27 protein-coding genes are annotated in these 23,570 nt (G+C 38.0%); 19 read left to right on the top strand and 8 right to left on the bottom strand.

The window, feature by feature from the left end:
- Positions 1–22: 22 nt before the first annotated feature.
- A complete protein-coding gene (locus NGC85_RS09025; RefSeq protein WP_254730381.1) occupies positions 23–769 on the bottom strand; it encodes an IS5 family transposase in 747 nt (248 codons plus the stop codon).
- Between the two features lie 102 nt (positions 770–871).
- Here NGC85_RS09025 and NGC85_RS09020 point away from each other — a divergent pair, with 102 nt between their 5' ends.
- Complete coding sequence (locus NGC85_RS09020; protein WP_254730378.1) at positions 872–1,327, top strand: NUDIX domain-containing protein; 456 nt, start codon at positions 872–874, stop codon at positions 1,325–1,327.
- A gap of 54 nt (positions 1,328–1,381) precedes the next feature.
- Here the strand turns inward: NGC85_RS09020 and NGC85_RS09015 are convergent, their stop codons facing one another.
- The 5 genes from NGC85_RS09015 to NGC85_RS08995 form a co-directional block, all read right to left on the bottom strand.
- Positions 1,382–2,167, bottom strand: a complete 786-nt coding sequence (locus NGC85_RS09015) for a thiazole synthase (RefSeq protein ID WP_254730376.1) — start codon at positions 2,165–2,167, stop codon at positions 1,382–1,384.
- Positions 2,168–2,190: 23 nt separating this feature from the next.
- On the bottom strand, positions 2,191–2,388 hold the full coding sequence (gene thiS / locus NGC85_RS09010; RefSeq protein WP_254730374.1) for a sulfur carrier protein ThiS: 198 nt from the start codon (positions 2,386–2,388) through the stop codon (positions 2,191–2,193).
- Between the two features lie 9 nt (positions 2,389–2,397).
- Positions 2,398–2,763, bottom strand: a complete 366-nt coding sequence (locus NGC85_RS09005; RefSeq protein WP_254730372.1) for a DUF423 domain-containing protein — start codon at positions 2,761–2,763, stop codon at positions 2,398–2,400.
- A 108-nt stretch (positions 2,764–2,871) separates the two neighbouring features.
- Positions 2,872–3,741, bottom strand: coding sequence for an RNA polymerase sigma factor RpoH (gene rpoH / locus NGC85_RS09000; RefSeq protein ID WP_005058780.1), 870 nt, complete (start codon positions 3,739–3,741; stop codon positions 2,872–2,874).
- 131 nt (positions 3,742–3,872) lie between these two features.
- Positions 3,873–4,112, bottom strand: coding sequence for a sulfurtransferase TusA family protein (locus NGC85_RS08995; RefSeq protein ID WP_254730370.1), 240 nt, complete (start codon positions 4,110–4,112; stop codon positions 3,873–3,875).
- Between the two features lie 356 nt (positions 4,113–4,468).
- On the opposite strand from NGC85_RS08995, the gene NGC85_RS08990 reads away from it, so the two are divergent.
- The 3 genes from NGC85_RS08990 (at position 4,469) to fba (ending at position 7,176) form a co-directional block, all read left to right on the top strand.
- Entirely contained in the window at positions 4,469–4,681 is a 213-nt protein-coding gene (locus NGC85_RS08990; protein WP_004653893.1) for a cold-shock protein, read from the top strand.
- Between the two features lie 101 nt (positions 4,682–4,782).
- The gene (rhlB, locus tag NGC85_RS08985; protein WP_254730368.1) at positions 4,783–5,934 is read left to right on the top strand and encodes an ATP-dependent RNA helicase RhlB; all 1,152 of its coding nucleotides are present in this window, start codon (positions 4,783–4,785) and stop codon (positions 5,932–5,934) included.
- 204 nt (positions 5,935–6,138) lie between these two features.
- Complete coding sequence (gene fba, locus NGC85_RS08980) at positions 6,139–7,176, top strand: class II fructose-bisphosphate aldolase (RefSeq protein WP_005053772.1); 1,038 nt, start codon at positions 6,139–6,141, stop codon at positions 7,174–7,176.
- A gap of 90 nt (positions 7,177–7,266) precedes the next feature.
- On the opposite strand, the gene NGC85_RS08975 is transcribed toward fba, so the two are convergent.
- Positions 7,267–8,580: a peptidylprolyl isomerase gene (locus NGC85_RS08975; protein ID WP_169110109.1), complete on the bottom strand. Its 1,314-nt coding sequence runs from the start codon at positions 8,578–8,580 to the stop codon at positions 7,267–7,269.
- Positions 8,580–11,045: an LPS-assembly protein LptD gene (locus NGC85_RS08970; protein ID WP_254730366.1), complete on the bottom strand. Its 2,466-nt coding sequence runs from the start codon at positions 11,043–11,045 to the stop codon at positions 8,580–8,582. The genes NGC85_RS08975 and NGC85_RS08970 overlap by 1 nt, the downstream gene beginning before the upstream one ends.
- 118 nt (positions 11,046–11,163) lie before the next feature.
- Here NGC85_RS08970 and NGC85_RS08965 point away from each other — a divergent pair, with 118 nt between their 5' ends.
- From NGC85_RS08965 to NGC85_RS08895, 15 genes are all read left to right on the top strand, one after another.
- A complete protein-coding gene (locus NGC85_RS08965) occupies positions 11,164–12,177 on the top strand; it encodes an aminoglycoside phosphotransferase family protein (RefSeq protein WP_254730364.1) in 1,014 nt (337 codons plus the stop codon).
- Positions 12,177–12,866, top strand: a complete 690-nt coding sequence (murU, locus tag NGC85_RS08960) for an N-acetylmuramate alpha-1-phosphate uridylyltransferase MurU (protein WP_254730363.1) — start codon at positions 12,177–12,179, stop codon at positions 12,864–12,866. The genes NGC85_RS08965 and murU overlap by 1 nt, the downstream gene beginning before the upstream one ends.
- 174 nt (positions 12,867–13,040) lie before the next feature.
- The gene (gene rsmG, locus NGC85_RS08955; protein WP_005053778.1) at positions 13,041–13,673 is read left to right on the top strand and encodes a 16S rRNA (guanine(527)-N(7))-methyltransferase RsmG; all 633 of its coding nucleotides are present in this window, start codon (positions 13,041–13,043) and stop codon (positions 13,671–13,673) included.
- Positions 13,674–13,693: 20 nt separating this feature from the next.
- Positions 13,694–14,476: a ParA family protein gene (locus NGC85_RS08950; protein ID WP_254730362.1), complete on the top strand. Its 783-nt coding sequence runs from the start codon at positions 13,694–13,696 to the stop codon at positions 14,474–14,476.
- Complete coding sequence (locus tag NGC85_RS08945; protein ID WP_005053780.1) at positions 14,473–15,360, top strand: ParB/RepB/Spo0J family partition protein; 888 nt, start codon at positions 14,473–14,475, stop codon at positions 15,358–15,360. Before NGC85_RS08950 ends, NGC85_RS08945 begins: the two co-directional genes overlap by 4 nt.
- A gap of 47 nt (positions 15,361–15,407) precedes the next feature.
- A complete protein-coding gene (locus tag NGC85_RS08940; protein ID WP_254730361.1) occupies positions 15,408–16,037 on the top strand; it encodes a MotA/TolQ/ExbB proton channel family protein in 630 nt (209 codons plus the stop codon).
- Between the two features lie 14 nt (positions 16,038–16,051).
- Positions 16,052–16,480 (top strand): biopolymer transporter ExbD, encoded by a 429-nt coding sequence (locus tag NGC85_RS08935; RefSeq protein WP_005053784.1) that lies wholly within the window; start codon positions 16,052–16,054, stop codon positions 16,478–16,480.
- Complete coding sequence (gene msbA / locus NGC85_RS08930; RefSeq protein WP_005058801.1) at positions 16,477–18,204, top strand: lipid A export permease/ATP-binding protein MsbA; 1,728 nt, start codon at positions 16,477–16,479, stop codon at positions 18,202–18,204. The genes NGC85_RS08935 and msbA overlap by 4 nt, the downstream gene beginning before the upstream one ends.
- 2 nt (positions 18,205–18,206) lie before the next feature.
- The gene (gene lpxK / locus NGC85_RS08925; protein WP_254730360.1) at positions 18,207–19,214 is read left to right on the top strand and encodes a tetraacyldisaccharide 4'-kinase; all 1,008 of its coding nucleotides are present in this window, start codon (positions 18,207–18,209) and stop codon (positions 19,212–19,214) included.
- A 9-nt stretch (positions 19,215–19,223) separates the two neighbouring features.
- A complete protein-coding gene (gene kdsB, locus NGC85_RS08920) occupies positions 19,224–19,985 on the top strand; it encodes a 3-deoxy-manno-octulosonate cytidylyltransferase (RefSeq protein WP_254730359.1) in 762 nt (253 codons plus the stop codon).
- On the top strand, positions 19,985–20,971 hold the full coding sequence (locus NGC85_RS08915; RefSeq protein ID WP_005058807.1) for a hypothetical protein: 987 nt from the start codon (positions 19,985–19,987) through the stop codon (positions 20,969–20,971). Before kdsB ends, NGC85_RS08915 begins: the two co-directional genes overlap by 1 nt.
- Positions 20,972–21,181: 210 nt before the next feature.
- Complete coding sequence (locus NGC85_RS08910) at positions 21,182–21,490, top strand: hypothetical protein (RefSeq protein WP_254730358.1); 309 nt, start codon at positions 21,182–21,184, stop codon at positions 21,488–21,490.
- A 100-nt stretch (positions 21,491–21,590) separates the two neighbouring features.
- Positions 21,591–22,103: a hypothetical protein gene (locus tag NGC85_RS08905; RefSeq protein ID WP_254730356.1), complete on the top strand. Its 513-nt coding sequence runs from the start codon at positions 21,591–21,593 to the stop codon at positions 22,101–22,103.
- Positions 22,104–22,424: 321 nt separating this feature from the next.
- Positions 22,425–22,769: a PilZ domain-containing protein gene (locus NGC85_RS08900; protein WP_005053804.1), complete on the top strand. Its 345-nt coding sequence runs from the start codon at positions 22,425–22,427 to the stop codon at positions 22,767–22,769.
- 25 nt (positions 22,770–22,794) lie between these two features.
- The gene (locus tag NGC85_RS08895) at positions 22,795–23,568 is read left to right on the top strand and encodes a TatD family hydrolase (protein ID WP_254730354.1); all 774 of its coding nucleotides are present in this window, start codon (positions 22,795–22,797) and stop codon (positions 23,566–23,568) included.
- Positions 23,569–23,570: the final 2 nt, after the last annotated feature.

Raw genomic sequence — 23,570 nt, 5'->3', positions numbered from 1 at the left:
ATGATTAGGGTGTGTTGACATTTCATAGCGGTAGCCAAATAAATATACAGGCTAAAGCAACTGAATTTTCGTAGTTCCGCTTTAGCTTGTCATAACGTGTTGCAATTCCCCTAAATTGCTTGAGTCTAGCAAAGGTATTCTCCACTAAGTGCCTGATTTTATATAAGTGCCAGTCCATATAATCATTGTTCGATCGTGTATTGGATTTCTTTGGAATATTTGCTTTAGTCGCTGTTTTTTCTATCTGCTCTCTCAATAATTCTGAGTCATATCCTTTATCTGCACAAAGCACATCGGTATCTTTTAAATCAATGCTATCGACTAATGCAGGTGCAACACTCACATCATGGGTGGTGCCATCATGAATGAGAAATTGGATTGGGTTCCCATTTGAATCCACAGCTAAATGGATTTTAGTACTGTTTCCACCGATGCTTCTTGAAATAGCTTGATCCTTGAGTCCTGTAGCATGTTGATGTGCTCGAATATGGCTAGCATCAATAAACACCCATTCTAGATCAGCATGTTTTGATAATAATTTAAATATTTTTAGTAGCTTATTATCTTTAGACCACCTGGTGAATCGTTTAAATATGGTGTTGGACTTACCAAAAGATTCAGGTAAATCTCGCCAAGGACAACCTGTTCTAATTCTATAGAGAATGGCTTCAATAAAATTTCGAAGATTATGTTTGAGGTAGATCCCCAAATTGTGGACAATAGATTTCAGCTTTAACCAGTGTTGATCATTCAGCATTGTACGAGTCATAGCGAGGAGTAAATTTGGTTTGGCGATTGAATTTTACTTTCTCGCTATTTTTTTGCACAGCAAATGTCAACAGACCCTAAAGTTCATTCGTTGAGTTTGTAAGTGAAAGATTTAACATTAGATATTGCAGAGGGAAAACTTAATATTCGTGTAGCTGCTTGGATAGAGCATGAAGATCAGATTTTGGTTTCTACATTTCCAGATGGAAGCATCTCCTTGGTAGGAGGGCGGTTAAAGTTTTCGGAAACAACATTAGAAGGGATTCAACGAGAAGTGCTTGAAGAAACAGGAGAGTATTTTAATTCGCCTGTGCTTTTTGCGATTGTTGAAAATTTCTTCTATGATCCCGTAGTGGGGCGGCATTTTCATGAATTTCTTTATATTTATAAAGGCAGTATTCAAACGAAAGCTCGTTATTTTGATGATGTGACTGAAGCTCAGGTAATTTCATGGATGCCAAAGCATGAGATCAAACAGCTCAAGCCAGATGTTTTACATGATCTTGCTTTACAATCAACGGAGCATGTTGTTCATTTGGTTAATCTGGAATCAAGATAAATTGTAATTGCATTAAAAAAGGGAGCCCAAAAGCTCCCTTTAATCGTTCTATTTTTACTTAAAGAAATACCCCGTCTCAGGTGAGCTGGCATTGGCCATACGCTTACGTGACATACGACCTGCTAAAAATGCTTCACGACCTGCTTCAACCGCTTTTTTCATGGCAGAAGCCATTAAAATTGGATTTTGCGCAGCCGCAATCGCTGTATTCATTAATACGCCGTCGCAACCCAATTCCATTGCAATCGCAGCATCACTGGCAGTACCAACACCTGCATCCACCAGCACAGGAACTTTAGCGTTTTCTTTGATGATAGAAATGGTATGTGGATTGAGAATACCGAGACCAGAACCAATTAAGCTACCCAAAGGCATGATCGCAACACAACCCATACTTTCAAGTTCTTGAGCAACAATAGGGTCATCTGAGGTGTAGACCATGATTTCAAAACCATCATCAATCAATGTTTGCGCTGCTTTTAGCGTTGCGGTCACATTTGGATATAAGGTTTTTTCGTCACCGAGAACTTCTAATTTCACCAGATTGTGCCCATCAAGCAGTTCACGTGCCAACATACAGGTGCGAATCGCGCTATCTGCATCGAAGCAGCCTGCGGTATTTGGCAGAATTGTGTATTTCTCTGGTGGAATCACTGAAAGTAAGTTCGGTTGATCTGCATGTTGACCGATGTTTACACGACGAATCGCAACGGTAACAATCTCTGCACCACTGGCTTGAATAGCTAAATCGGTTTCATTTAAATCTTTGTATTTACCAGTTCCGACCAATAAACGTGATTGAAACGTCCGTGAACCAATAATTAAAGGGGAATCTTGCATGGGCTTACTCCATTTTTAGCCAATCAGCCGCCACCAACAGCTTGAATAATTTCAATACGATCTTCAGGAGCAATGACAGTTTGCTCAAGTCTACTTTTCGGAATAATCTGTTGGTTCTTCTCTACAGCAAAGCGTTTGCCTTCAAGCGCTAAGCTTTGAATCAATTGCTGTAGATTTTCACAAGGCGTGTCTGTTGACTCGCCGTTTAAATAGATATGCATGATCAATCCTTATTTCGCATGCTTGATTGCTTGCCATGCGAGTAACAGCCAGCCCGCTATCATAAACGCACCGCCAATCGGTGTAATCGCACCTAAAATGCGAGGTAGGCCGAGCGCCATAATGTACAACGAACCGCAGAAAAAGATGATACCAATTTGGATCAAAATAAAAGAAATTTTTATTGGAAATGTTGTTGTGGTTTTATGCAGGACACCCAAGATAAGCAAACCAATCGCATGATAGAAAAAGTATTGAGTTGCAGTACCCCACCAACTAAGTTGTTCAGGTGTGGCAAAAGATTTGAGACCATGAGCACCAAAAGCACCCAACATAACTGCAAGCGCAAGATTAAGCGCCGAGATGGCTATCCACATAATGATAATGGAACTAGAGATTTGATGAGCAAAGTTAACATATTCGGGGGCTTAAACAAAGCCAGATAAAACAAAAGGGCATTGTAGCCCTTATGTTTTTGTTTGATTTTAACTCGCAGACATTGCAGTTTTGATTTTTTCCATTGCATTTTTTTCAAGCTGGCGAATACGTTCGGCAGAAACGTTATATTCAGCAGCCAGTTCATGCAAGGTTGATTTGTCATCGTCCAACCAACGACGCTGTAAAATATTACGTGAGCGATCATCAAGTTGATCCATTGCCTCATGCAAAGCAGAGGTACTTTGCTGTTCGTAATCCTCTTCTTCGACAAGTCGAGCAGGGTCGTAACGGCTATCTTCTAAATAAAGCGCAGGAGCAGTATGTGGAGTGTCATCATCATCATCGCCTTGAGCTTCAAAAGCAGCATCATAGGCGGTTAATCGACCTTCCATTTCGAGTACTTGCTCTGGCGTAACATTTAGGTCATTCGCAATAGATTGAGCTTCCGCTAATGTCAGCTTTTTACTTGATTTTTTAAGACTACGTAAGTTAAAGAATAATTTACGTTGTGCCTTGGTCGTTGCGATTTTGACAATACGCCAGTTACGAATCACATATTCATGTATTTCAGCTTTAATCCAGTGAACTGCAAAAGAAACTAGACGGACACCCATATTAGGATCGAAGCGTTTTACCGCTTTCATTAATCCAAGGTTGCCTTCTTGAATGAGATCGCCTTGTGGCAATCCGTAACCTGCGTAGCTACGTGCAATATGCACAACAAAGCGTAAGTGTGACATTACCAAAAGTTTGGCAGCATCAAGATCTTGGTCATAATAATAACGCTCAGCAAGTTCTTTTTCCTGCTCGGCCGTTAGAATTGGAATTTGATTGACAGTACTGATATATGCACCAAGGTTTACGCCTGGCGCAGACAATGACAGGGGCATCAATTGATTGCTGCTGTCAGTAGTCATGGAGTCTCCTTATAGGATGGTGTTTGAGTCAATAATTTCATCTTAATGTGAATGTGCTTCATCACTAAGGAAATTTGAGTATAAAAATGTAAATTTAACAATATTTTCTTTAGCAAGAGTTTATCAAAGAATTATATAGATTCAATTAAATAGTGAAATTCATTGTCTGAAATTTTCTGAGTCAGGCAATGAAGTTGCTGAATTTGGCAATATCGAGTTACATCAATTTCACTATGAGGATCAGATGACTTCAACAAATATTGTTTCACACTAATGTCTTTTTTCATGGCGCGTTTCAGCATGAGTAAAGGCATAGGGCAAGGTTGTCCTAATGCATCAATAATTAGAGGTAAATTTAATGTTTCGGTCATATACTTTTCAATTATTTCATTCATCACTATTTTAGCAAAAATTGGCGTAATTTTTGAGATAAAAATTTCATCAATAAAACAGCTAAAATATTCTATAAAACAGCTAGAACTATCGGAAATAACTTAAAATAAATCTATTAATTATCATAAACCCATGTTAAGCTCGATGCGTTTTAGGATACATGTTATACGATTTTATCGTAATAAACCTATAACAAATGGATGTAACCGGAAATTGTTGATAGTTTTACAGAATGATTACAAGCTTTAAAATTATAAAAAATTTTAAAACCTTGTTGGCTCTGCTGTTTGCAACACCGGAAGGTCCTTATCTTTCAATATCTGAGGATTGACTTATGACAGCTCGTGAACAAGGCGTAGTAAAGTGGTTTAACGACACTAAAGGCTTTGGTTTTATTCAGCGTAATGGTGGTGATGACGTATTTGTTCATTTCCGCGCAATTATGGGTGACGGTCACCGTTCTTTACGTGACGGCCAACGCGTTGAATTCAGCGTAGTTCAAGGACAAAAAGGTTTCCAAGCTGAAAACGTTCAGCCTTTAGACTAATTTGTTGCTTTAAAGCAATATAAAAACGCCCCAATGTAATTTGGGGCGTTTTTGTTTATAATACCCACTTTCTTTTGATCATTGATGGTCCGAGAGCATATATGACATCTGGTTTTGAAACCTTAAATTTACATCCGCAGTTAAAAAAAGCGATTGATGCTTTGGGTTTTACACAAATGACCCCAATCCAACAAAAGGTTTTAAAATATACATTAGCAGGGCATGATGCGATTGGTCGAGCGCAGACTGGTACAGGAAAAACAGCTGCTTTTCTAATTAGTGTAATTAATGATTTATTAAATAATCCTGTGACAGAGCAACGTTATCGGGGTGAACCGCGTGCTTTGATATTGGCGCCGACTCGTGAACTAGCTTTGCAAATTGAAAGTGATGCTCAAGGCTTGACTAAATTCACTGATCTGAGTGTTGTTACACTTTTGGGCGGTGTTGATTTTGATAAACAAAAGAAGTTGTTAGATCGAGGTTTTGTTGACATTATTGTCGCTACACCGGGTCGCTTAATCGATTTTGTTGAACAAAAAGAAGTTTGGTTAGATAAAATTGAATTTTTAGTGATTGATGAAGCTGATCGTTTGCTTGATATGGGCTTTATTCCATCAGTAAAACGAATTGTTCGCTATTCGCCGTTTAAAGAGCAGCGTCAGACATTGCTGTTTTCCGCAACATTTAGCTACGATGTTCTAAACCTCGCTAGACAGTGGTTATTTGAACCTGTAACAGTTGAAATCGAACCTGATCAAAAAACCAGTATTGATGTAGAGCAACGTGTTTATGTTGTTGCAAAAGAAGATAAATATAAATTATTGCAAGAAATTCTTCGTGACGAGCCAATTGATAAAGTCATGATTTTTGCAAATCGTCGTGATCAAGTGCGCCGTTTATATGATCATTTAAAACGTGATGGTTATAAAGTTGGAATGCTATCTGGCGAAATTGCACAAGATAAACGTTTAAAAATGTTAGACCAATTCAAACAAGGCAAGAATAACGTCATGATTGCAACTGATGTTGCGGGTCGTGGAATTCATGTGGATGGAGTCTCCCATGTGATTAATTATACTTTGCCTGAGCAATCTGATGATTATGTTCATCGTATTGGGCGTACTGGTCGAGCTGGTTCACAAGGTGTCAGTATTAGCTTTTTATCGGAAGATGATGCTTTTTATCTACCTGAAATTGAAAAGGCGATTGGTAAAACATTACCACTCACTCGTTTGGAAGGTTATTGTTAATAACGTTAGACTTTCATTCTCTAAACTCAGTGTATTGTAAATATCTAGACCAAATCATTAAAAGATTTGGTCTTTTTTATGGCTAAAGTGAATTGATAACCAAATTACACAAAAGATTCATGATTTTTTTGGAAATCCTGCGATTAGTTGCTGAATTGAAGTAAATCAACATGTAGAATATGCCGCATTACCTGGGAGGATATTATGGCTCTAATTTCAATGCGCCAGCTCTTGGATCACGCTGCAGAACATAACTACGGCGTACCAGCGTTTAACGTAAACAATTTAGAACAAATGCGTGCAATTATGCTCGCGGCAGATGCAACGAATTCACCTGTGATTGTGCAAGCTTCGGCTGGTGCGCGTAAATATGCAGGCGCACCATTCTTGCGTCATCTTATTTTAGCTGCGATTGAAGAATGGCCACATATTCCAGTGGTAATGCATCAAGATCATGGTACAAGTCCTGATGTATGTCAGCGCTCTATCCAATTGGGTTTTAGCTCAGTTATGATGGATGGTTCGTTGGGTGCGGATGGTAAAACGCCTACTTCATATGATTACAACGTTGATGTAACTCGTCGTGTTGTCGCTATGGCACATGCTTGCGGTGTTTCAGTTGAAGGTGAGATTGGTTGCTTAGGTAGCCTTGAAACTGGTATGGCTGGTGAAGAAGATGGTGTTGGTGCAGAAGGTGTACTTGACCACTCTCAGTTATTAACATCTGTTGAAGAAGCAACTCAATTCGTTGCGGATACTGATGTCGATGCCTTAGCGATTGCTGTGGGTACTTCTCATGGTGCGTACAAGTTCACTCGTCCACCTACAGGCGATATCTTGGCGATTGACCGCATTAAAGAAATTCATGCTGCACTGCCAAACACGCATCTTGTAATGCATGGTTCAAGCTCTGTACCACAAGAATGGTTGGCGATTATTAACCAATATGGTGGTGATATTAAAGAAACTTATGGTGTACCTGTAGATCAGCTTGTAGAAGCGATCAAGCACGGTGTTCGTAAGATTAATATCGATACAGATTTACGTTTGGCTTCTACTGGTGCGATGCGTCGTATGATGGCGGAAAAACCAAGTGAATTTGATCCACGTAAATTCTTTGGTGAAACCGTTGAAGCAATGAAAGATATTTGTATTGCACGCTATGAGGCATTTGGTACAGCAGGTAATGCTGACAAGATTCGCCCTATTTCTTTAGAACAAATGGTTGATCGTTACAAATAATTTAGTTAAAAAAATAGCGGCAATTGCCGCTATTTTTTATGAAACTTCTTAAGAAAAATGCCAGAATTAAAACTGGCATTTTTTCATTATTTAGTTTTGTTTCGCTTTAGAATCTAAGTTTACGTCTTTAATTTCCACATAAGCATTAGCACGAAGTTCACGAGCCCAGCTATCCACTTCGGTGTCAAATTGGCGTTCGCCAAGGATTTGACGAGCCATTCTTTCTTGAACTTCTTTGGTCATATCTTGTTGGCGGGTGTCCGTAACTTGAAGAATATGCCAACCAAATTGACTTTGGAATGGTTTGCTGACTTGCCCAACAGGTGTTTCTTTCATGACTTGTTCAAATTCAGGCACCATAACACCAGGACTTACCCAGCCTAAACTACCGCCATCACGTGCTGAACCTGTGTCATTTGAATAGGTCGCTGCTAAAGTTGAAAAATCTTCTCCTGCTTTTACGCGATTATAAAGATTGTCAATCATCTGCTTGGCACGATCTAAAGTGACAACCTCAGATGGTTGAATAAGGATGTGACGTGTTTGGAATTGTGAAACTAATGCTTTTTGATCGTTCTGTTTGCGTTCAATAAGTTTTAATACATGTGTTCCATCACGAACATTAATCAGTTCTGTCGTCTGACCCACTTTCAGCGGTGTAATGCGAGCAGCAAGTTCAGTTGGTATTTCAGATAATGAACGGAAACCCATATCTGCACCATCAACTTTAACAGCAGAAGTGGATAGTTTTGAACTAATCGATTTCGCATCATCATTGGAGTTAAGAGATTGCTTAACCTCTTGAGCTACTTTTTGAACTTCAGATTCGTTTTCACCAGAAATACGCATGTGAATAACATGAACTTGAGTGCCTAGTGCAGCTTGACCTTCTGGAGAGTTTAAGAAATTTTCAACATCATGATCACTGATTTTAATGCGTGACATGACTTGTTGTTGACGTAAACGACCAATTGCTAAGTCTTCTGCAACACGATTGCGTAGGTTTTCATATGTACCGGGTGCAATGGCATCTAATTTTTGTTGAAATGCTTCTAAACTATTGGCACCTGATTGGTTTGCCACTTTTAACACAGCGGCATTTAAGCTTTTTTCGTCTGGTTTGATGCCGTAACGTTTAACTTGCTCTAATTGAGCTTGGCGAATAATCAGTTGATCTAAAACTTGCATTTGTAAATACTGTTGCGGAGGAACAGTTTTGTTTTGTGCTTTAAGCTGATGTTCTGTTTCAGCAACGCCTTGTTCTAGATCGCTTTTAAGAATGACACTACTATCTACAATAGCAACAACCTCATCCGTAGGTTGAGCAAAGCTTTGCATTGATGAAGAAATTAGGGCAGCGAGAACAGTCGCTTTAAAGATATGGTGAATTGGTTTTATCTTCATTAACGTTGTGTCCAAGATTGATTAATTTTGTTGAAACCTAAAACTCTATTCTCAAGAAGAGATGCTAGCTTATTATTTAAAGCACCTAAACCTTTTAGGGTAAATTCGGCCATAACAGCATTCTTTTTGCGAACATCTGGAGCGTTTGGATCGTCCAAGTCGTTATAGTAAGAACGACCATAGACCGATACAGCCCAACAGCATGACTCGTAATTTACACCGAGTAAATATTCACGCATCACATTGTTGTCTAGGTCATATTGAGCATGCCCCATAATACGCCAATTGTCTTTTACAGGTTGTATAAACGATGCAACAGCTTGGTCATAAGAGTTTTGTCTATCAGGAATGTCTTTGCGATAGAAGTAACCCACATTATATAGATTACCTTTGTCACCGACATAATATGCTTGGAAGTCTCTTTGAGCGTTATCACCATTTGACATCCATGCAGAATTGGCTGCAATCGTAAAGTTTTGGTTGAGTTGACTAGATAAGCTGACAATTGGACCCGTGCGGCGCTGCGTGTCAAATTCATCAGGTTCTTGATTTAGAGACACACGGCGATCGCTGAAATAATAGCTTTGTCCAACACTGGCTTTGATTCGTTCTAAACCTTCTGTATCTAATAGACTATAGGTTACGCCGAGTGACAGGAAATTGTTGTCATCTAAACGGTCATGTCCATAGAATCGGTATGGGTTGAACAATTGATCATAGCTAATAGATGCAGTAGTGGAATCGAAGTTTGGATGATCTTCTTGGTTTTTATACGGTGAGTAGGCATAAAAAGCACGAGGTGAAATGCTTTGAAGGTATTTACCATCTTTTTCAAAAGTTATGCCAGTCGCTAATGTAAATTGCGGAACCACAACAGATTTTTCTAAATCATCAGATGCAGAATAACCGAGTCCTTCTTTTGTATCTTGATCGTAAAATGTATTAATGCTACGAACAGATACTTCAGGGACAACATAAAACCAAGATGGTGTTAAATAATTATATCGAACAGCAAATTGATTATAGATACGTGTACCACTTGATTCTAAAGCAGAACCATCGCTAATCGATTTTTTAAAGTAGGCTGTGTCATTATTAAATTCGTACTGAAGTCCTTGAGGATCACCAGTGACATAATTTAATAAAAATTGTGGAAGTCTCGCGTAAGGCTTATCTTTATCAGCAATGGTTTTGTCGAGTGTCTGGAAGTCTTCAACTTTTAACTGTGCTTTAAGTCCAGGAATACCATTTTTGTAGTTTAGCTCCCATGCACGACGTAAATTCAAATCGGTTTTTGTATTTGGACTTGAGTTAAAATCTGAAAAATAATCTTTATCTGATGCGCTGTTAAATTCTAAATTTGTAGACCATTGTTGATTGATTTGCCAATTATGAATGAAATGAAGGTCGTCACGATCTTTATTATCATATTCATCATCATTCGGTAAAAAACCACCCCAAATTCGACCAGAACCGAAGTTTTCAGTCATGTATCTAAATTCAGCATCCATCTTCACACCACGTTTGCTCATATAGCTTGGTGTGAGTGTTAAGTCATAATTTGGTGCTAAGTTAAGATAAACAGGAACGGTTAGTTGAGCGCCACCATCGTTACTATAGCCAAAATTCGGGCTTAACATACCTGTGGTGCGACGATCATCGATAGGGAAGTTGAAATAAGGTACGGCCAGAATAGGTACATCTTTTACATAAAGTTTTGTACCACGTGTTACACCGCGACCAGTATCTTGATTTAACTCAATTTGTTTTGCTTGAATTTTCCAAGCTGGTTTTTGTTCTGGTGGACAGGCGGTATAGCTCGCATCTTTTAAAATAACTAAATTTTCGCTTTCTCGTTTGATTTGACTTGCATGACCATGCGCATGCTGTTGCTCAGAGATGTAAAAGCTATTATTTAAATCACCTGTCTGGGTTTTTAAATTGTATTTAATCGCATCGCTTTGGGTAAGCAAACCTGATTGAGCAAGCTGTACACGTCCTTCAGCATTTGCATGCGTTTGAGTCGAATCGATGGTGACTTGATCTGCACGAATCGTCCGACCTTCTTGATCAATAACAACATTACCTTTTAGGACAGAATCACCCGTTGGATTGTAATGCCCATAATCAGCAGTTATGACCGAGGTTGTGGTGCTTGTGTCACCTGCTTTTGTTTCAGGATTGATCGGGGTGACCCAAGTTCCTTGGCAAAAAGAGGAGCTTAAATAGCGATTGTCACGTAGTTGTGCTTCAGGAGCTGTTTTATCTACATAATATTGCTGAAAAAAACTTTCACCAGGATAACTTTCTTGGTTTTGAGTTTGAGGAATTGCTGCTTTGAGCTGTTTGTTGTCAAGCGTAGAGACAGCACCAGTCGTAGCCGCGAAACCTGATTGAATCGAGCCGCCACATAAGAGTGTCAAAATAGCTGTTGCTAAAGGATTAAATTTAAACTGATGTTTCATTGTCTCATTAACCAATACGCTAATTCACAATTAATTATTGTCGCATCATAGAGAAAAAGTTGATAAGTGGCTACACTTAAGCTTTCAAAATCTCAGCTAGTTTTAGATTTTATTGCAAATGAATACACAACGTGAACAATTGATACAAACTTGGCTTCAAGCCACTCTACAATCTGATCAATTTGAGATCAGCTTTTTGGCTGGAGATGCAAGCTTTCGTCGCTATGCGCGAATTAAGTTACAAAACAATACATATATGTTGATGGATGCGCCGCCTGAAAAAGAAGATTGTGTGCCATTCGTAAACATAGATGAGTTTTTTGACAAAAATGGTGTGCGTGTTCCGCATATCATTGCTAAAGACTTAACACTGGGATTGCTCTTGTTAGAGGATTTTGGGGATGTTGTTTTATCAACCTTACTCAATGATGAAACAGTCGATCAATACTATGCGCAAAGCTTTAAGCAGCTCATTGAATTACAGCAAATTGACGGCCATGCGCAATTACCAACTTACTCTTATGAAAAGTTAATGACTGAGATGCGACTTCTAACGGATTGGATGCTTCCTTCATTAGACATTCAACCAACAGAGCAGCAATTGGAAACGATTGAACAGGCTTTTGATTTCTTAGCTATTGAAGCAACAAATCAGCCTCAAGTGATTGTGCATCGTGACTTTCATAGTCGTAATTTGATGAAAATCGAAAATGAACAAGAGCTTGGTGTAATTGATTTCCAAGATGCAGTGATCGGTGCTGATACTTACGATCTCATCTCGATTACGCGTGATGCCTATGTGCAGTGGAATGCTGAGCGCGTCTACGAATGGTTTGAAGTGTTCTATAACTTATTACCAGCAACTGCGAAACAAAACCGTAGTTTCGAGCAATTCAAACGAGATGCAGATTTGATGGCAATTCAACGCCATCTGAAAATTTTGGGTATCTTTGTTCGTCTGTTTAAGCGTGATGGAAAATCTGGCTACCTCAAAGATTTACCTCGCGTAATGTGGTATTTGCTTGAAGAAAGCCAGGGCTATGATGAACTGAATGACTTTATGCAGTTTATTCGTGAAGTGGTTATGCCAAAGTTTATTGTGAAGTATGGCAGTTACGAGGTTGCAGCATAATGAAAGCCATGATCCTTGCTGCCGGCTTGGGCAATCGCATGCGCCCTTTGACTTTGCACACACCTAAGCCGCTGCTTGAAGTGGGTGGAAAACCACTGATTGTTTGGCATATTGAAAAACTAAAAACGGTGGGTGTGACTGAAATTGTAATCAATACTGCTTGGTTGGGCGATAAACTTGTTGCTGCTCTCGGTAATGGTTCTCAATTCGGCGTAACAATTCTTTGGTCGCATGAAGGTGAGGGGCTGGAAACAGCTGGTGGTATCATTAATGCTTTGCCTTTATTGGGTGACGAACCTTTTATTTTAGTAAATGGTGATGTTTGGACCACAATGAATTTTTCTTCATTGTTAAATGTTCAGCTGGGTGATCAACAAGCGCATTTGGTGTTGGTGGAAAATCCCCCACAACATTTGAAAGGTGACTTTATCTTGTCGAATGGTTTGGCTTATACATTTGAGCAAGAACAAATGGGCGAAGCTTTAACTTATAGTGGTATTGCTGTAATAGCGCCAAAAATGTTTAGCGGTTTGGAACAGGGTAAACGACCTTTAGCGCCATTACTCAAACAAGCAATGCTGCAAAAGCAAGTTTCCGCTGAGAAGATGCAAGCAATATGGGTTGATGTTGGTACGCCTGAGCGTTTAGAACAGCTAGATCAGCAAATCAAGCAGAATGCATTTGCATAATAAAAAATGCTTTGTGTCGCTTTGATTTGCAAAAGAAAAGACAAAAAACTAATGGATTGTGCAGTTTATCATGTTTGTATATGTTTAACTGCATAATCGTTCAACAAGTCCTACTGTGCCTTGTATCAGAAATCGGTATACTGCACGGCAAGTTTATCGAGATGTTGCACTGATATGCATCCTTTTTTTCAAGAATTAAAGCAAGGTAGTCAAGCTCTAGGTTTAAACCTGAGTGAAGAGGCGCTATTACTCTTACTGAAATATCAAGATGCTCTAGTGCTTTGGAATAAAGCGTACAATTTAACCGCTATCCGTGATCCGAAAGAAATGTTGGTTAAACATTTATTAGATAGTTTAAGTATCTTAAATGATTTACCACAAGGTCGCTTATTGGATGTGGGTACAGGTGGCGGAATGCCTGGTATGATCATTGCTTTATGTCAACCAGAACGATCTTGTGTACTATTAGATTCCAATGGAAAAAAAATTCGTTTTTTGAAGCAGTTTATTGCTGACTTGAAATTAACAAATGTAATTGCAGTTCAAACTCGTGTCGAAAATGAAGATAGTATTGATGATCTAGGTCAGTTCGATGTCATCACAAGTCGTGCATTTGCTTCATTAACAGATTTTGTCAACGCCGCACAACCTTATATGCATGAGCTAAGTATCATTGCTGCGATGAAAGGCTTGATTCCTGCTGATGAAATTGAACAGATGAAAGCGCAATATTCTTGCAAAGTAATTGAGCTGCGTGTACCGCGATTAGATGAACAGCGTCATTTACTTTTACTTCAACGCATTTAATAAAAAAATTAAGGGTAATCATGGCTCAAATTATTGCAATTGCAAATCAAAAAGGTGGTGTGGGAAAAACCACAACAGCCGTTAATCTTGCTGCATCTCTAGCAATTTTGAAAAAGCGTGTCTTGTTGGTCGATATGGACTCTCAGGGAAATGCCACTATGGGGTCTGGCGTTCAAAAAAATGATTTGCTTTATTCAATTACAGATGTCCTTCTTGGAGAAGTACCCATCGAAACTGCAATTCAAAAAGCAGAAGTGGGTTATAAGGTTTTAGGTGCAAATCGTGAACTTGCTGGAGTAGAGCTGGCAATTGCAGAGCAAGAAGGTCGCGAATTTATTCTTAAAAATGCATTACAGCAAGTCGATTCGACATTTGATTATATTATTGTTGACTGCGCACCTAGCTTAAGCTTAATCACTGTTAACGCATTGGCAGCGGTGAATAGTGTAATCATACCAATGCAATGTGAGTATTATGCTTTGGAGGGTTTGGCTGATCTGACACAGACTATTGATCGTATACAAAAAGCCCTTAATCCCAACTTGGAAATCGTTGGGGTATTACGTACTATGTACGATGCTCGTAATGCGTTAACTCGAGATGTTTCTGCTGAGTTAGAACAATACTTCGGTAAAAAACTATATGAAACAGTGATTCCTCGAAATATTCGTTTAGCGGAAGCTCCTGCGCATGGTTTACCTGTAATCTATTTTGAAAAGAGTTCAAAAGGTGCGATTGCATATTTGAACTTAGCTGCAGAAATGTTGAAGAAAAGTAAAGTGAAAAAAGGAAATGCTGTATGAGCATCAAAAAACGCGGATTGGCTAAAGGTCGTGGTTTAGATGCGCTATTGGGTTCAATTCAAAAAGAGAAATTGCAACTTGAAGCACAAGCCTTAGATCACGGTCAACTTAAGCAGATTGATGTCAATTTATTAAAACGTGGAGAATATCAACCTCGTCGTTTTATTCAAGAACAAGATTTACAAGAGCTTGCTACATCGATTGAAAAGCATGGTGTGATGCAACCAATTGTGATTCGTCCTGTTGATGATGAACATTTCCCATACGAAATTATTGCGGGTGAGCGTCGCTGGCGCGCAGCACAATTAGCAGGTTTGACTGAAATTCCTGCAATTGTTCGTGAGTTAAATGATCAAGTTGCGATTGCCTTGGCTTTGATTGAAAACATTCAACGTCAAGATCTTAATCCAATTGACCAAGCTGTTGCATTACAACGCTTCCATGATGAGTTTGGTCTAAGCCATCAAGAAATTGCAGATACAGTAGGCAAAGCACGTACAACGGTAAGTAATTTACTTAGACTGCTGAGCTTGGCAGATCCAATTAAAGATTTAATGCAACAAGGTCAATTAGATATGGGGCATGCACGTGCCATTTTGACTTTGAAAGCAAAAGATCAAATGGATGTTGCAAAAATCGTGATTGAAAAAGCATTGTCAGTGCGTCAGACTGAACAATTAGCACGTGAGTGGGGAGAGCCAAAACCTGAAAAGGAAAAAACTCAGGTTTCTCCAGATATTGAACAATTGACCCAAAAGCTATCTGAGCGTTTTGGTGCAAATGTTAAAATTGACCATAATCAAAAAGGTAAGGGAAAAATGGTCATTCACTATCACTCATTAGATGAATTGGATGGAATCCTAAATATTTGTTTACCTGACTAATATTGGGTGAAATCCCTGTTATTTATTTAATATTATTGGGGAATAATATGTGGGAACTAGTAAAAGCAGGCGGTTGGTTAATGCTGCCTCTTATGCTCTCATCAATTTTTACGGTTGCAATTATCTTAGAGCGTTATATTCGATTAAAACGCTCACAGGTATTACCAAAAGATTTACTGATGACCAGTGCTAATGCTGAATCAGTAATTATGCATTTAGAGCAAGAGCAAGCTATTAAAAGTCCACTTGGTCGTATTTTAAAAGCTGGATATGAACACCAAGATCAAGGTGAACAGTTTGCTCGTGCGCAGATGGAGGCAAAAGCTTCTCAAGAAATCAGCTATTTAGAAAAAAATATTAATTTCTTAGGTACATTAGGTGCGATTGCCCCTTTATTAGGATTATTAGGTACGGTTCTAGGTATTATTGAATCGTTTCTCGTTATTGATGTGGGTTCTGCTGGAAACGCTAGTATGATGATGCCTGGTATTTCTAAAGCTTTGATTACGACAGCCGTAGGGATGTTGATTGCAATCCCTGCGATGATTGCTTATCGCTATTTTCAACGTGTTGTGCATGAATATATTGCTGAACTAGAGCAGCAATCAACCCTGTTTCATGCAGCACTTTTTTATAAAAAAGCACCACATGTGCAAGAACATCGCCTTGCAAGCTGAGCATAGGTGTAATTATGAAATTCAAACGCTCTCAAGTTGAAGATATTCATATCAATTTAACGCCAATGATTGACTGTATGTTATTTATTTTGGTGTTCTTATTGCTTTCTACGACTTTCAGTCAACAAAGTCGTATCAATCTTACACTGCCTGATGCTCAAGGGGTTCCGCCGAAACAGTTCGATCAAAAAATCGAAATCATGGTAGACTCGACAGGGCATTATTCTGTGAATGGTCAAGCATTATCGACGAAAGAAAGTGCGGATCTAAGTACTGCGATTAAACAGGTTGCACAAGATCGCCGTGACTTTATGTTTATTATTGCTGCCGATGCTAAAGCTGCTCATCAAGATGTTATACGCGTTATGGATGTCGCTGGTCAGCTTGGTTTTGTAAATGTGAATATCAGCACCAAAGTTCCAACAAGAGGTTTTACTGAGTGAGTCAAGATTTTAAGGTTTATGTCCGACTTTTAGCATATTTAAAATCTTATTGGGGCATTGCCTTATTTGTATTGCTTGGATTTGGCATTAATGCTGCGACAGAGGTTTCAGTAGCCAAATTACTTAAATACATTATTGATGCAATTCAAAGTGGTAGTCGTGAAAATTTAGACTGGTTCCCAGTCCTAATTATCTTGTTAATGTTTTTCCGCGGTATTGGTTTATTCTTGGGTGGATACTTTACGGCAGTCATATCACGCCGATTAGTGTTTAGTATTCGTCAAGAAGTTTACGCCAAGCTACTTAGATTGCCAGCTCAATACTATCTTGATAATAGTACTGGTCACATTAGTGCAAAACTAATGTACAACGTAGAACAGTTAACTGCTGCATCATCAGATTCGTTACAAACATTAGTGAAAGATGGCTTAATTGTCATCGGATTACTCAGCTATTTATTTTATACAAACTGGCGTTTAACACTTTGTATCATTGTTTTCATGCCAGTCATTGGTGTTCTTGTTCGTATTGCTTCCAAGAAAATGCGAAAGTTATCCATACAAGTGCAAAATACAATGGGTGATGTGAACCATGTGGTTCAAGAAACAATTAACGGTAATAGTGTGGTAAAAAGTTTCACTGGTGAAGCTTTTGAACAACAGCGTTTTTATAAATCTTCAGAAGAAAACCTGCGTCGTGGTTTAAAGATGGTGATTGTTCAAAATATTAACAGTCCTGTTATTCAATTGGTTTTATCATTCGCAATGGCGCTTATTCTTTGGTTAGCACTTCGTCCACAAATATTAGGCGATACTTCAGCGGGTGAGTTTGTAGCTTATATTACTGCGGCAGGTTTGATTTCTAAACCAATTAAAAATCTAACTGACATCAATGAAAAGCTTCAACGAGGACTTGCTGCGGCATATTCCGTTTTTGAATTGCTTGATATGCCTGAAGAAATGAATCAAGGCCAACTGAAGCCCGTGATAAAAGGTAATATTCAATTTGATCATGCGAATTTACGTTATCAAGATGGCACCCATGCAATCAAAGATTTTTCATTAGATATTAAAAGTGGTCAAACGATTGCCTTAGTTGGACGTTCTGGTGCGGGTAAAACATCATTAGTCAATATGTTGCCACGTTTTCAAGAACTAAGCGAAGGACAAATTTATTTTGATGGTATTCCAGTTCAAGATATTGAATTAAGTTATTTGCGTTCTCAAATTGCGACTGTGAATCAACAAGTTGTATTATTTAACCGTTCTGTGCGAGATAATATTGCCTATGGTCAGTTACAAGATGCAAGTGATGAGCAAGTGATAGCAGCAGCGAAGGCTGCATATGCACATGATTTTATTATGAACCTACCTCAAGGTTACGATACGATTCTCGGTTCTCAAGGCTTGAATTTGTCTGGTGGACAAAGACAACGTGTCGCAATAGCTAGAGCAATATTAAAAGATTCACCGATCTTAATTTTAGATGAAGCAACCAGTGCCTTAGATAATGAGTCTGAATACTTTATTCAACAAGCGTTTGATGAAGCAATGCAAGGTCGAACGACGATTGTTATTGCGCATCGACTTTCTACAGTTGAAAACGCTGATGTAATTGTTGTGATGGATAAAGGGCAGATCATTGAGCAAGGTACTCATCAAGAATTACTTGCAAAACATGGAATGTATTACCAATTACATCAACGTAATTTCGAGGAAGATTAAGCATGTCTTTGGCGCATCGTATTCAGGATGCTTGGAATAAACAATCATCATGGTTGATTATGTTGCGCCCTCTATCATGGTTATATCAACTTGCTTTTTATACGAATAAATCACTCTATAAAAGTGGTATAAAACAGGTATATCAAGCACCTATTCCGATTATGGTCATCGGTAATATAACAGTTGGAGGTAGTGGCAAAACGCCATTACTTATCCAATTAGTTAAATATTTACAGCAGCACAATGTCCGTGTTGGAGTGATTAGTCGTGGATATGGTGGTCAAGGGCCTTTTCCTGCATTGGTGAATGCATCGTCAAATCCAAACGAAATTGGTGACGAACCAGCTTTGATTGTCCAGTCTACGCATGTCCCAATGGCGGTTGGGCCAAATCGTAAAGAATCGATTGAACTTTTATTAAATTCAGAACAACTGGATTTAATTATTAGTGATGATGGATTGCAACATTGGGCTTTAGCACGTCAAATTGAATGGATTGTAGTGGATCAAAATCGAGGTTTGGGTAATGAGAAACTATTGCCTGAAGGATATTTAAGAGAACCAAAATCTCGTTTAGTCGAAAGTACTGTAATCGAACATACGAAGACAGCTCATTCATATCGAAATATGCATTTGATGACAGGAAAGCTTTATCTGCTGAATGCTTATGAACAATCAAATGTGTTTGATATAGATCAGTATTTTAACGTTGTTGTTGGAATTGGTTTTCCTCAACGATTTTATCAGACGCTTCAAGGTTTAGGTGTGCATAAATACCATTCGACTGAATTCAAAGATCATCATAATTACGAAATTAATGATCTTATTTTTGCAAATGATTCTCCAATCATTACAACTGAAAAAGATGCTGTAAAGTTCAAGACGTTGTTGCTGCAAAATCCTGAATTCAAAACTGCTATTTGGGTTGTACCCGTTGAAGCGGTTTTATCTGCTGATTGTTATGATTTACTCAAGCAACAATTGCAACAAGTTGGGATTCAACTTTCTTAGAGATATGACATGAAACACATTGTGATTCCTGCTCGTTTTGCGAGCTCACGTTTGCCAGCAAAGCCACTGTTATTGATTCATGGTCGCCCAATGATCTTGCGCGTTGTCGATCAAGCAAAAAAAGTTGCCGGCTTTGATGATTTATGTGTTGCGACGGATGATCAACGAATTGCTGAAGTGTGTATTGCGGAAGGTGTTGATGTTGTTTTAACCAGTGCTGAACATCCGTCAGGAACCGATCGTCTAAGTGAAGTTGCTCGTATTAAAGGGTGGTCTGACGACGATATTATCGTAAATGTTCAAGGTGATGAGCCATTACTGCCAGCGCAACTCATTCAGCAAGTGACACGGCTTTTAGTGGATAATCCACAGTGTTCGATGTCGACTTTATGTGAGCCAATTTTTACGCTTAATGAGTTTGAGCGAGATAGTATTGTTAAAGTTGTGATGAGCAAACGCAACGAAGCGTTATATTTTAGTCGAGCAACTATTCCGTATGATCGAGATGGCGCAAAGCTGACAGAAATTAAACTTCACAACCATGCCTATCGTCATTTAGGTTTATATGCCTATAAAGTTAAATTATTACAGGAATATGTGACTTGGGAGCAAGGGGATTTAGAAAAACTGGAAAGTCTTGAACAGCTTCGGGTTTTAGAAAATGGGCATAGAATTGCAATTGCGATAGCTGAAGCGAATTTACCTCCAGGTGTAGATACACAAGAAGACTTAGATCGTTTGAATTTGATGTCTGTGAGTGCATTTGAGTAATGACAGTTGAGCAACAAAGTACCATGATTTATCCTTGGCATCAGCAAACTTGGTCGCTGCTTACCGCTAAATTTCCTGAGATCGCTCATGGTTTATTATTTTTTGGCAAGAATGGTTGTGCTAAGAATGAATTTACCCAGCGTTTTGTGGCTTGGATTTTATGCTCAGATAAAAAGGTAAATTCGGCTTGTGGTGAATGTAGTAGTTGTTTGTGGTTAAAATCTAATACTCATCCGAATTACGTCCACATTAGTACGGATGAAGAAAATAAAAAGGCAAATGCAAAGATAAAAATAGAAAAAATTCGTGATTTATTGCCTTTTGTTCAACAAACCGGTGAAGGGTGGCGAGTTGTTGTTATCGAACCCGCTGAAGCGCTCAATATTGCATCTGCCAATGCACTACTGAAAACCCTTGAAGAACCAGGTGAGCGGGTCGTCCTTATTTTAGTTGCCGATCATTATCTAAAATTGCCCGCGACCATTCGCAGTCGATTGCAACATTTCGCACTTGATCGATTGACTAAAACAGAAGCGGAGAGTTTTATTAAACATGAATTACCGACTTTAACTAGTGAAAAGTTATCTTTATTGCTCAATTTAGCAAATGATATGCCTTTAACTGCTCTCGAACTTGAGAAAAATACGTGGATAGAAAAACGTTCAGTATTTTTAAAAGACTGGGAAAAATTGGTTGCTGAGAAGAATAATCCTATTTCTCTTGCTAATAAATGGGCTAAAGAACTTAGTTTTCAAGATTTTTTAACAATGTTTGAATATCTGCTAGGCGATCTTGTGGCTTTTAAATTAAATCAAACCTTGAAAAATTTTGATTTAGAATTTCACAATTTAAATACTTATTATCATTTAGAGCAGTTATTTGAAATATATTCATTCCTCCAACAAGCCAAGCTAATGACAGATCAAAATGTTCAAAGCCAATTGGTAATGGATGAGATTTTTATGAAGATGATGAATGTATCTTAATTTTAAGAATTTCTTTATTTAAATGCTTGTGTGTTTACTATGTCTTAATAGTGGTAAATATTTAAGTAATTGATATTTATCTATATTATTTTTTAATTTTACTGCTTGATTAATAATTGTATTCAATTTGTTTTGAAGAATAAAATAAAAAATAAAATGATGTAAATTGTGAATTACATCACAATAATATTAAAATATAGGATGAAAATAATGAATATTAAACATCTAATAATAGGCATCAGTACAATTCTTGCATCAACACTCGTAATGGCAGAACCAAAGTTTAACTCTGATATTGATGGTTCTTCTTTTATGGTTAATGTATCCAATATTAGTCAGCAAAAATATGAATGTACATATACTTATACCTACAATGCTAATCAACAGGGCTTTCAAAGTCCGAGTTTCAATGGAAAATTTTTGGTTGAGGCTGGGGTAAGAAATATCGCTGTACTTGCTCGCAATGTAGATAGACCAGTAACAAAGCTAAATTTCGATTTTAAGTGTAAAGAAATTTAATTAATGATAAAGGTGTAATTTTTGCACAATTTGAATGTTAAAAATTCACATATTTAAATAATTATGTTATTTTTTCACATCTATCATGTGGGGAAATACTATGCTCAACAAAACATTAATTTTATGTTCGTCATTTTTACTATTTGCTGGCTGCCAAACGCTTGATTCTGCTATGTCTGCTACAGATGGTATTTTAAATAAAACAGGTGATCTTTTGAGTGGTGATTTTAGGGGATTAGCACCTGCAAAAAAAACAAGTTTGAATGATGTTTGGCAGGATTGGCAACAGAATGAGATCACTGCGAAGCGAAAGTGGAATGCACAGAGACTAGAAGTACCAGGGATCATTACACGAATTACAAAAACAGGTGATGTGGTTTTCCAAAATCAAATCGCCATTATTTTTAAAGATCCTTCAAACTCTAAATGTAAAGGTCAAGGGTTAACTAGAGATGATTTAAAAGTAAACACCGATAAAATTAGTCATTTAAAAGTAGGTGATCGAGTTGTGGTTACAGGCGTTCTTGGTACGACTGAGTCAAAGTGGTCAGATCAAGGTGAATGTTGGTTCTCATTTGACAAAGCAGAAATTGTTAAAGTTGTTAAAAAATAAATCACTTATGCATAGAAAAGACAGAGACGACTCTGTCTTTTTTGTTAAATGATGACTTAATTTATTTTTGAAAATTTACAATGATTTGTTAAATATAAAAATAACATAAATATCATTTGGTTAAGAATAAAGCGTTTAAAAAACTTTATTTGTTGTTTGTCCTAATCTTTCTTATAATCCAATCACAGAAAAGCGAATTTCGTAAAACGGTCTGATCACATTTATATTGTAATAGCTGTAAATCATCGTATTGATAGATATGCTTTTACTGATTGGTATTATAAAAAGTAGTTTAAGTTTTAAAGCGTACAGGGGAATGTTATGCAACCACAAATGATGGGCGGGATTATACAAGTCAATATTCCTGATAAAGCGACTTTACAATCAAGTTATATGCCTTTTGTACAAGGCGGTGGGCTCTTTGTTCCAACGAAACAAACTGTAAAAATGGGACAAGAGGTTTTTATATTGGCAACGTTACCAGAACAAACACAAAAAATACCTTTAACAGGTAAAGTTATTTGGATTTCTCATAAGCAAACGCACTTTAAACCACAAGGTTTCGCTATTCAGCTTGCTGGTGAAAAGGGCGTATATTATAAAAACGAAGCTGAAAAATTATTGGCAGGTTCAAAAAGTTTGGATCGTCCAAGCTATACGATGTAGTTGCTATTGATCATAGGAAGAAAGAGTGTTTGTTGATACGCATTGCCATTTAACGATGTTGGACTTAACGCCTTATGATGGGAGTTTAGACCAAGCACTCGCGCAAGCTCGACTTGCTGGTGTTTCAAAGTTTATGGGGATTTCAGTTGATCTTGATGATCATAAAAAATTGGCTGAAATCGCCTCACGTCATGCAGATGTTGGCTATTCTGTAGGTGTGCATCCCTGTGAGGATGCGGATGTCATGGCGCAGGCAACCACTGAATACTTAGTGAGTCTTGCGCAATCAGATAAAGTTTGGGCGATAGGTGAAACTGGTCTAGATTATTATCACAGCACGGATTTTATTGAAGAGCAAAAACGTTGTTTTGCTAGGCATATCGAAGCTTCTAAAATTGTAAAAAAACCAGTGGTTGTTCATACCAGAGCTGCAAAACACGATACGGTTGATATTATTAAGGCTGAACAATCAGCGCATGGCATTTTGCATTGTTTCACTGAGGATTGGGAAACTGCAAAAGCTGTATTGGATTGTGGGTATTATATTTCATTCTCAGGTATTGTCTCTTTTAAAAATGCTCAAGACTTGCGAGATGTGGCAAAACAAGTTCCACTTGATCGCTTATTGATCGAAACGGATAGTCCCTATTTAGCACCTGCCCCTTTTCGTGGTAAAACCAATGAACCGAAATATGTTCCATATGTGGCAAAAGCATTAAGTGACGTATATGATAAATCGGTTGAAGAGATAGGTCGAATTACAACACAAAATTTTGAAAATCTCTTAAATTTGAAATAAAC

The sequence above is a fragment of the Acinetobacter sp. Z1 genome (assembly GCF_024296945.1).
GTDB classification, from domain to species: domain Bacteria; phylum Pseudomonadota; class Gammaproteobacteria; order Pseudomonadales; family Moraxellaceae; genus Acinetobacter; species Acinetobacter beijerinckii.
This window is presented reverse-complemented; position numbering and strand designations above follow the sequence as displayed.

Bases quoted from the DNA above. Each gene is read 5' to 3' on its own strand.
- NGC85_RS09025 (WP_254730381.1), bottom strand. From the start codon at position 769: ATGACTCGTACAATGCTGAATGATCAACACTGGTTAAAGCTGAAATCT.
- NGC85_RS09015 (WP_254730376.1), bottom strand. From the start codon at position 2,167: ATGCAAGATTCCCCTTTAATTATTGGTTCACGGACGTTTCAATCACGT.
- thiS (WP_254730374.1), bottom strand. From the start codon at position 2,388: ATGCATATCTATTTAAACGGCGAGTCAACAGACACGCCTTGTGAAAAT.
- NGC85_RS09005 (WP_254730372.1), bottom strand. From the start codon at position 2,763: ATGTGGATAGCCATCTCGGCGCTTAATCTTGCGCTTGCAGTTATGTTG.
- rpoH (WP_005058780.1), bottom strand. From the start codon at position 3,741: ATGACTACTGACAGCAGCAATCAATTGATGCCCCTGTCATTGTCTGCG.
- NGC85_RS08995 (WP_254730370.1), bottom strand. From the start codon at position 4,112: ATGACCGAAACATTAAATTTACCTCTAATTATTGATGCATTAGGACAA.
- NGC85_RS08990 (WP_004653893.1), top strand. From the start codon at position 4,469: ATGACAGCTCGTGAACAAGGCGTAGTAAAGTGGTTTAACGACACTAAA.
- rhlB (WP_254730368.1), top strand. From the start codon at position 4,783: ATGACATCTGGTTTTGAAACCTTAAATTTACATCCGCAGTTAAAAAAA.
- fba (WP_005053772.1), top strand. From the start codon at position 6,139: ATGGCTCTAATTTCAATGCGCCAGCTCTTGGATCACGCTGCAGAACAT.
- NGC85_RS08975 (WP_169110109.1), bottom strand. From the start codon at position 8,580: ATGAAGATAAAACCAATTCACCATATCTTTAAAGCGACTGTTCTCGCT.
- NGC85_RS08970 (WP_254730366.1), bottom strand. From the start codon at position 11,045: ATGAAACATCAGTTTAAATTTAATCCTTTAGCAACAGCTATTTTGACA.
- NGC85_RS08965 (WP_254730364.1), top strand. From the start codon at position 11,164: ATGAATACACAACGTGAACAATTGATACAAACTTGGCTTCAAGCCACT.
- murU (WP_254730363.1), top strand. From the start codon at position 12,177: ATGAAAGCCATGATCCTTGCTGCCGGCTTGGGCAATCGCATGCGCCCT.
- rsmG (WP_005053778.1), top strand. From the start codon at position 13,041: ATGCATCCTTTTTTTCAAGAATTAAAGCAAGGTAGTCAAGCTCTAGGT.
- NGC85_RS08950 (WP_254730362.1), top strand. From the start codon at position 13,694: ATGGCTCAAATTATTGCAATTGCAAATCAAAAAGGTGGTGTGGGAAAA.
- NGC85_RS08945 (WP_005053780.1), top strand. From the start codon at position 14,473: ATGAGCATCAAAAAACGCGGATTGGCTAAAGGTCGTGGTTTAGATGCG.
- NGC85_RS08940 (WP_254730361.1), top strand. From the start codon at position 15,408: ATGTGGGAACTAGTAAAAGCAGGCGGTTGGTTAATGCTGCCTCTTATG.
- NGC85_RS08935 (WP_005053784.1), top strand. From the start codon at position 16,052: ATGAAATTCAAACGCTCTCAAGTTGAAGATATTCATATCAATTTAACG.
- lpxK (WP_254730360.1), top strand. From the start codon at position 18,207: ATGTCTTTGGCGCATCGTATTCAGGATGCTTGGAATAAACAATCATCA.
- kdsB (WP_254730359.1), top strand. From the start codon at position 19,224: ATGAAACACATTGTGATTCCTGCTCGTTTTGCGAGCTCACGTTTGCCA.
- NGC85_RS08915 (WP_005058807.1), top strand. From the start codon at position 19,985: ATGACAGTTGAGCAACAAAGTACCATGATTTATCCTTGGCATCAGCAA.
- NGC85_RS08910 (WP_254730358.1), top strand. From the start codon at position 21,182: ATGAATATTAAACATCTAATAATAGGCATCAGTACAATTCTTGCATCA.
- NGC85_RS08905 (WP_254730356.1), top strand. From the start codon at position 21,591: ATGCTCAACAAAACATTAATTTTATGTTCGTCATTTTTACTATTTGCT.
- NGC85_RS08900 (WP_005053804.1), top strand. From the start codon at position 22,425: ATGCAACCACAAATGATGGGCGGGATTATACAAGTCAATATTCCTGAT.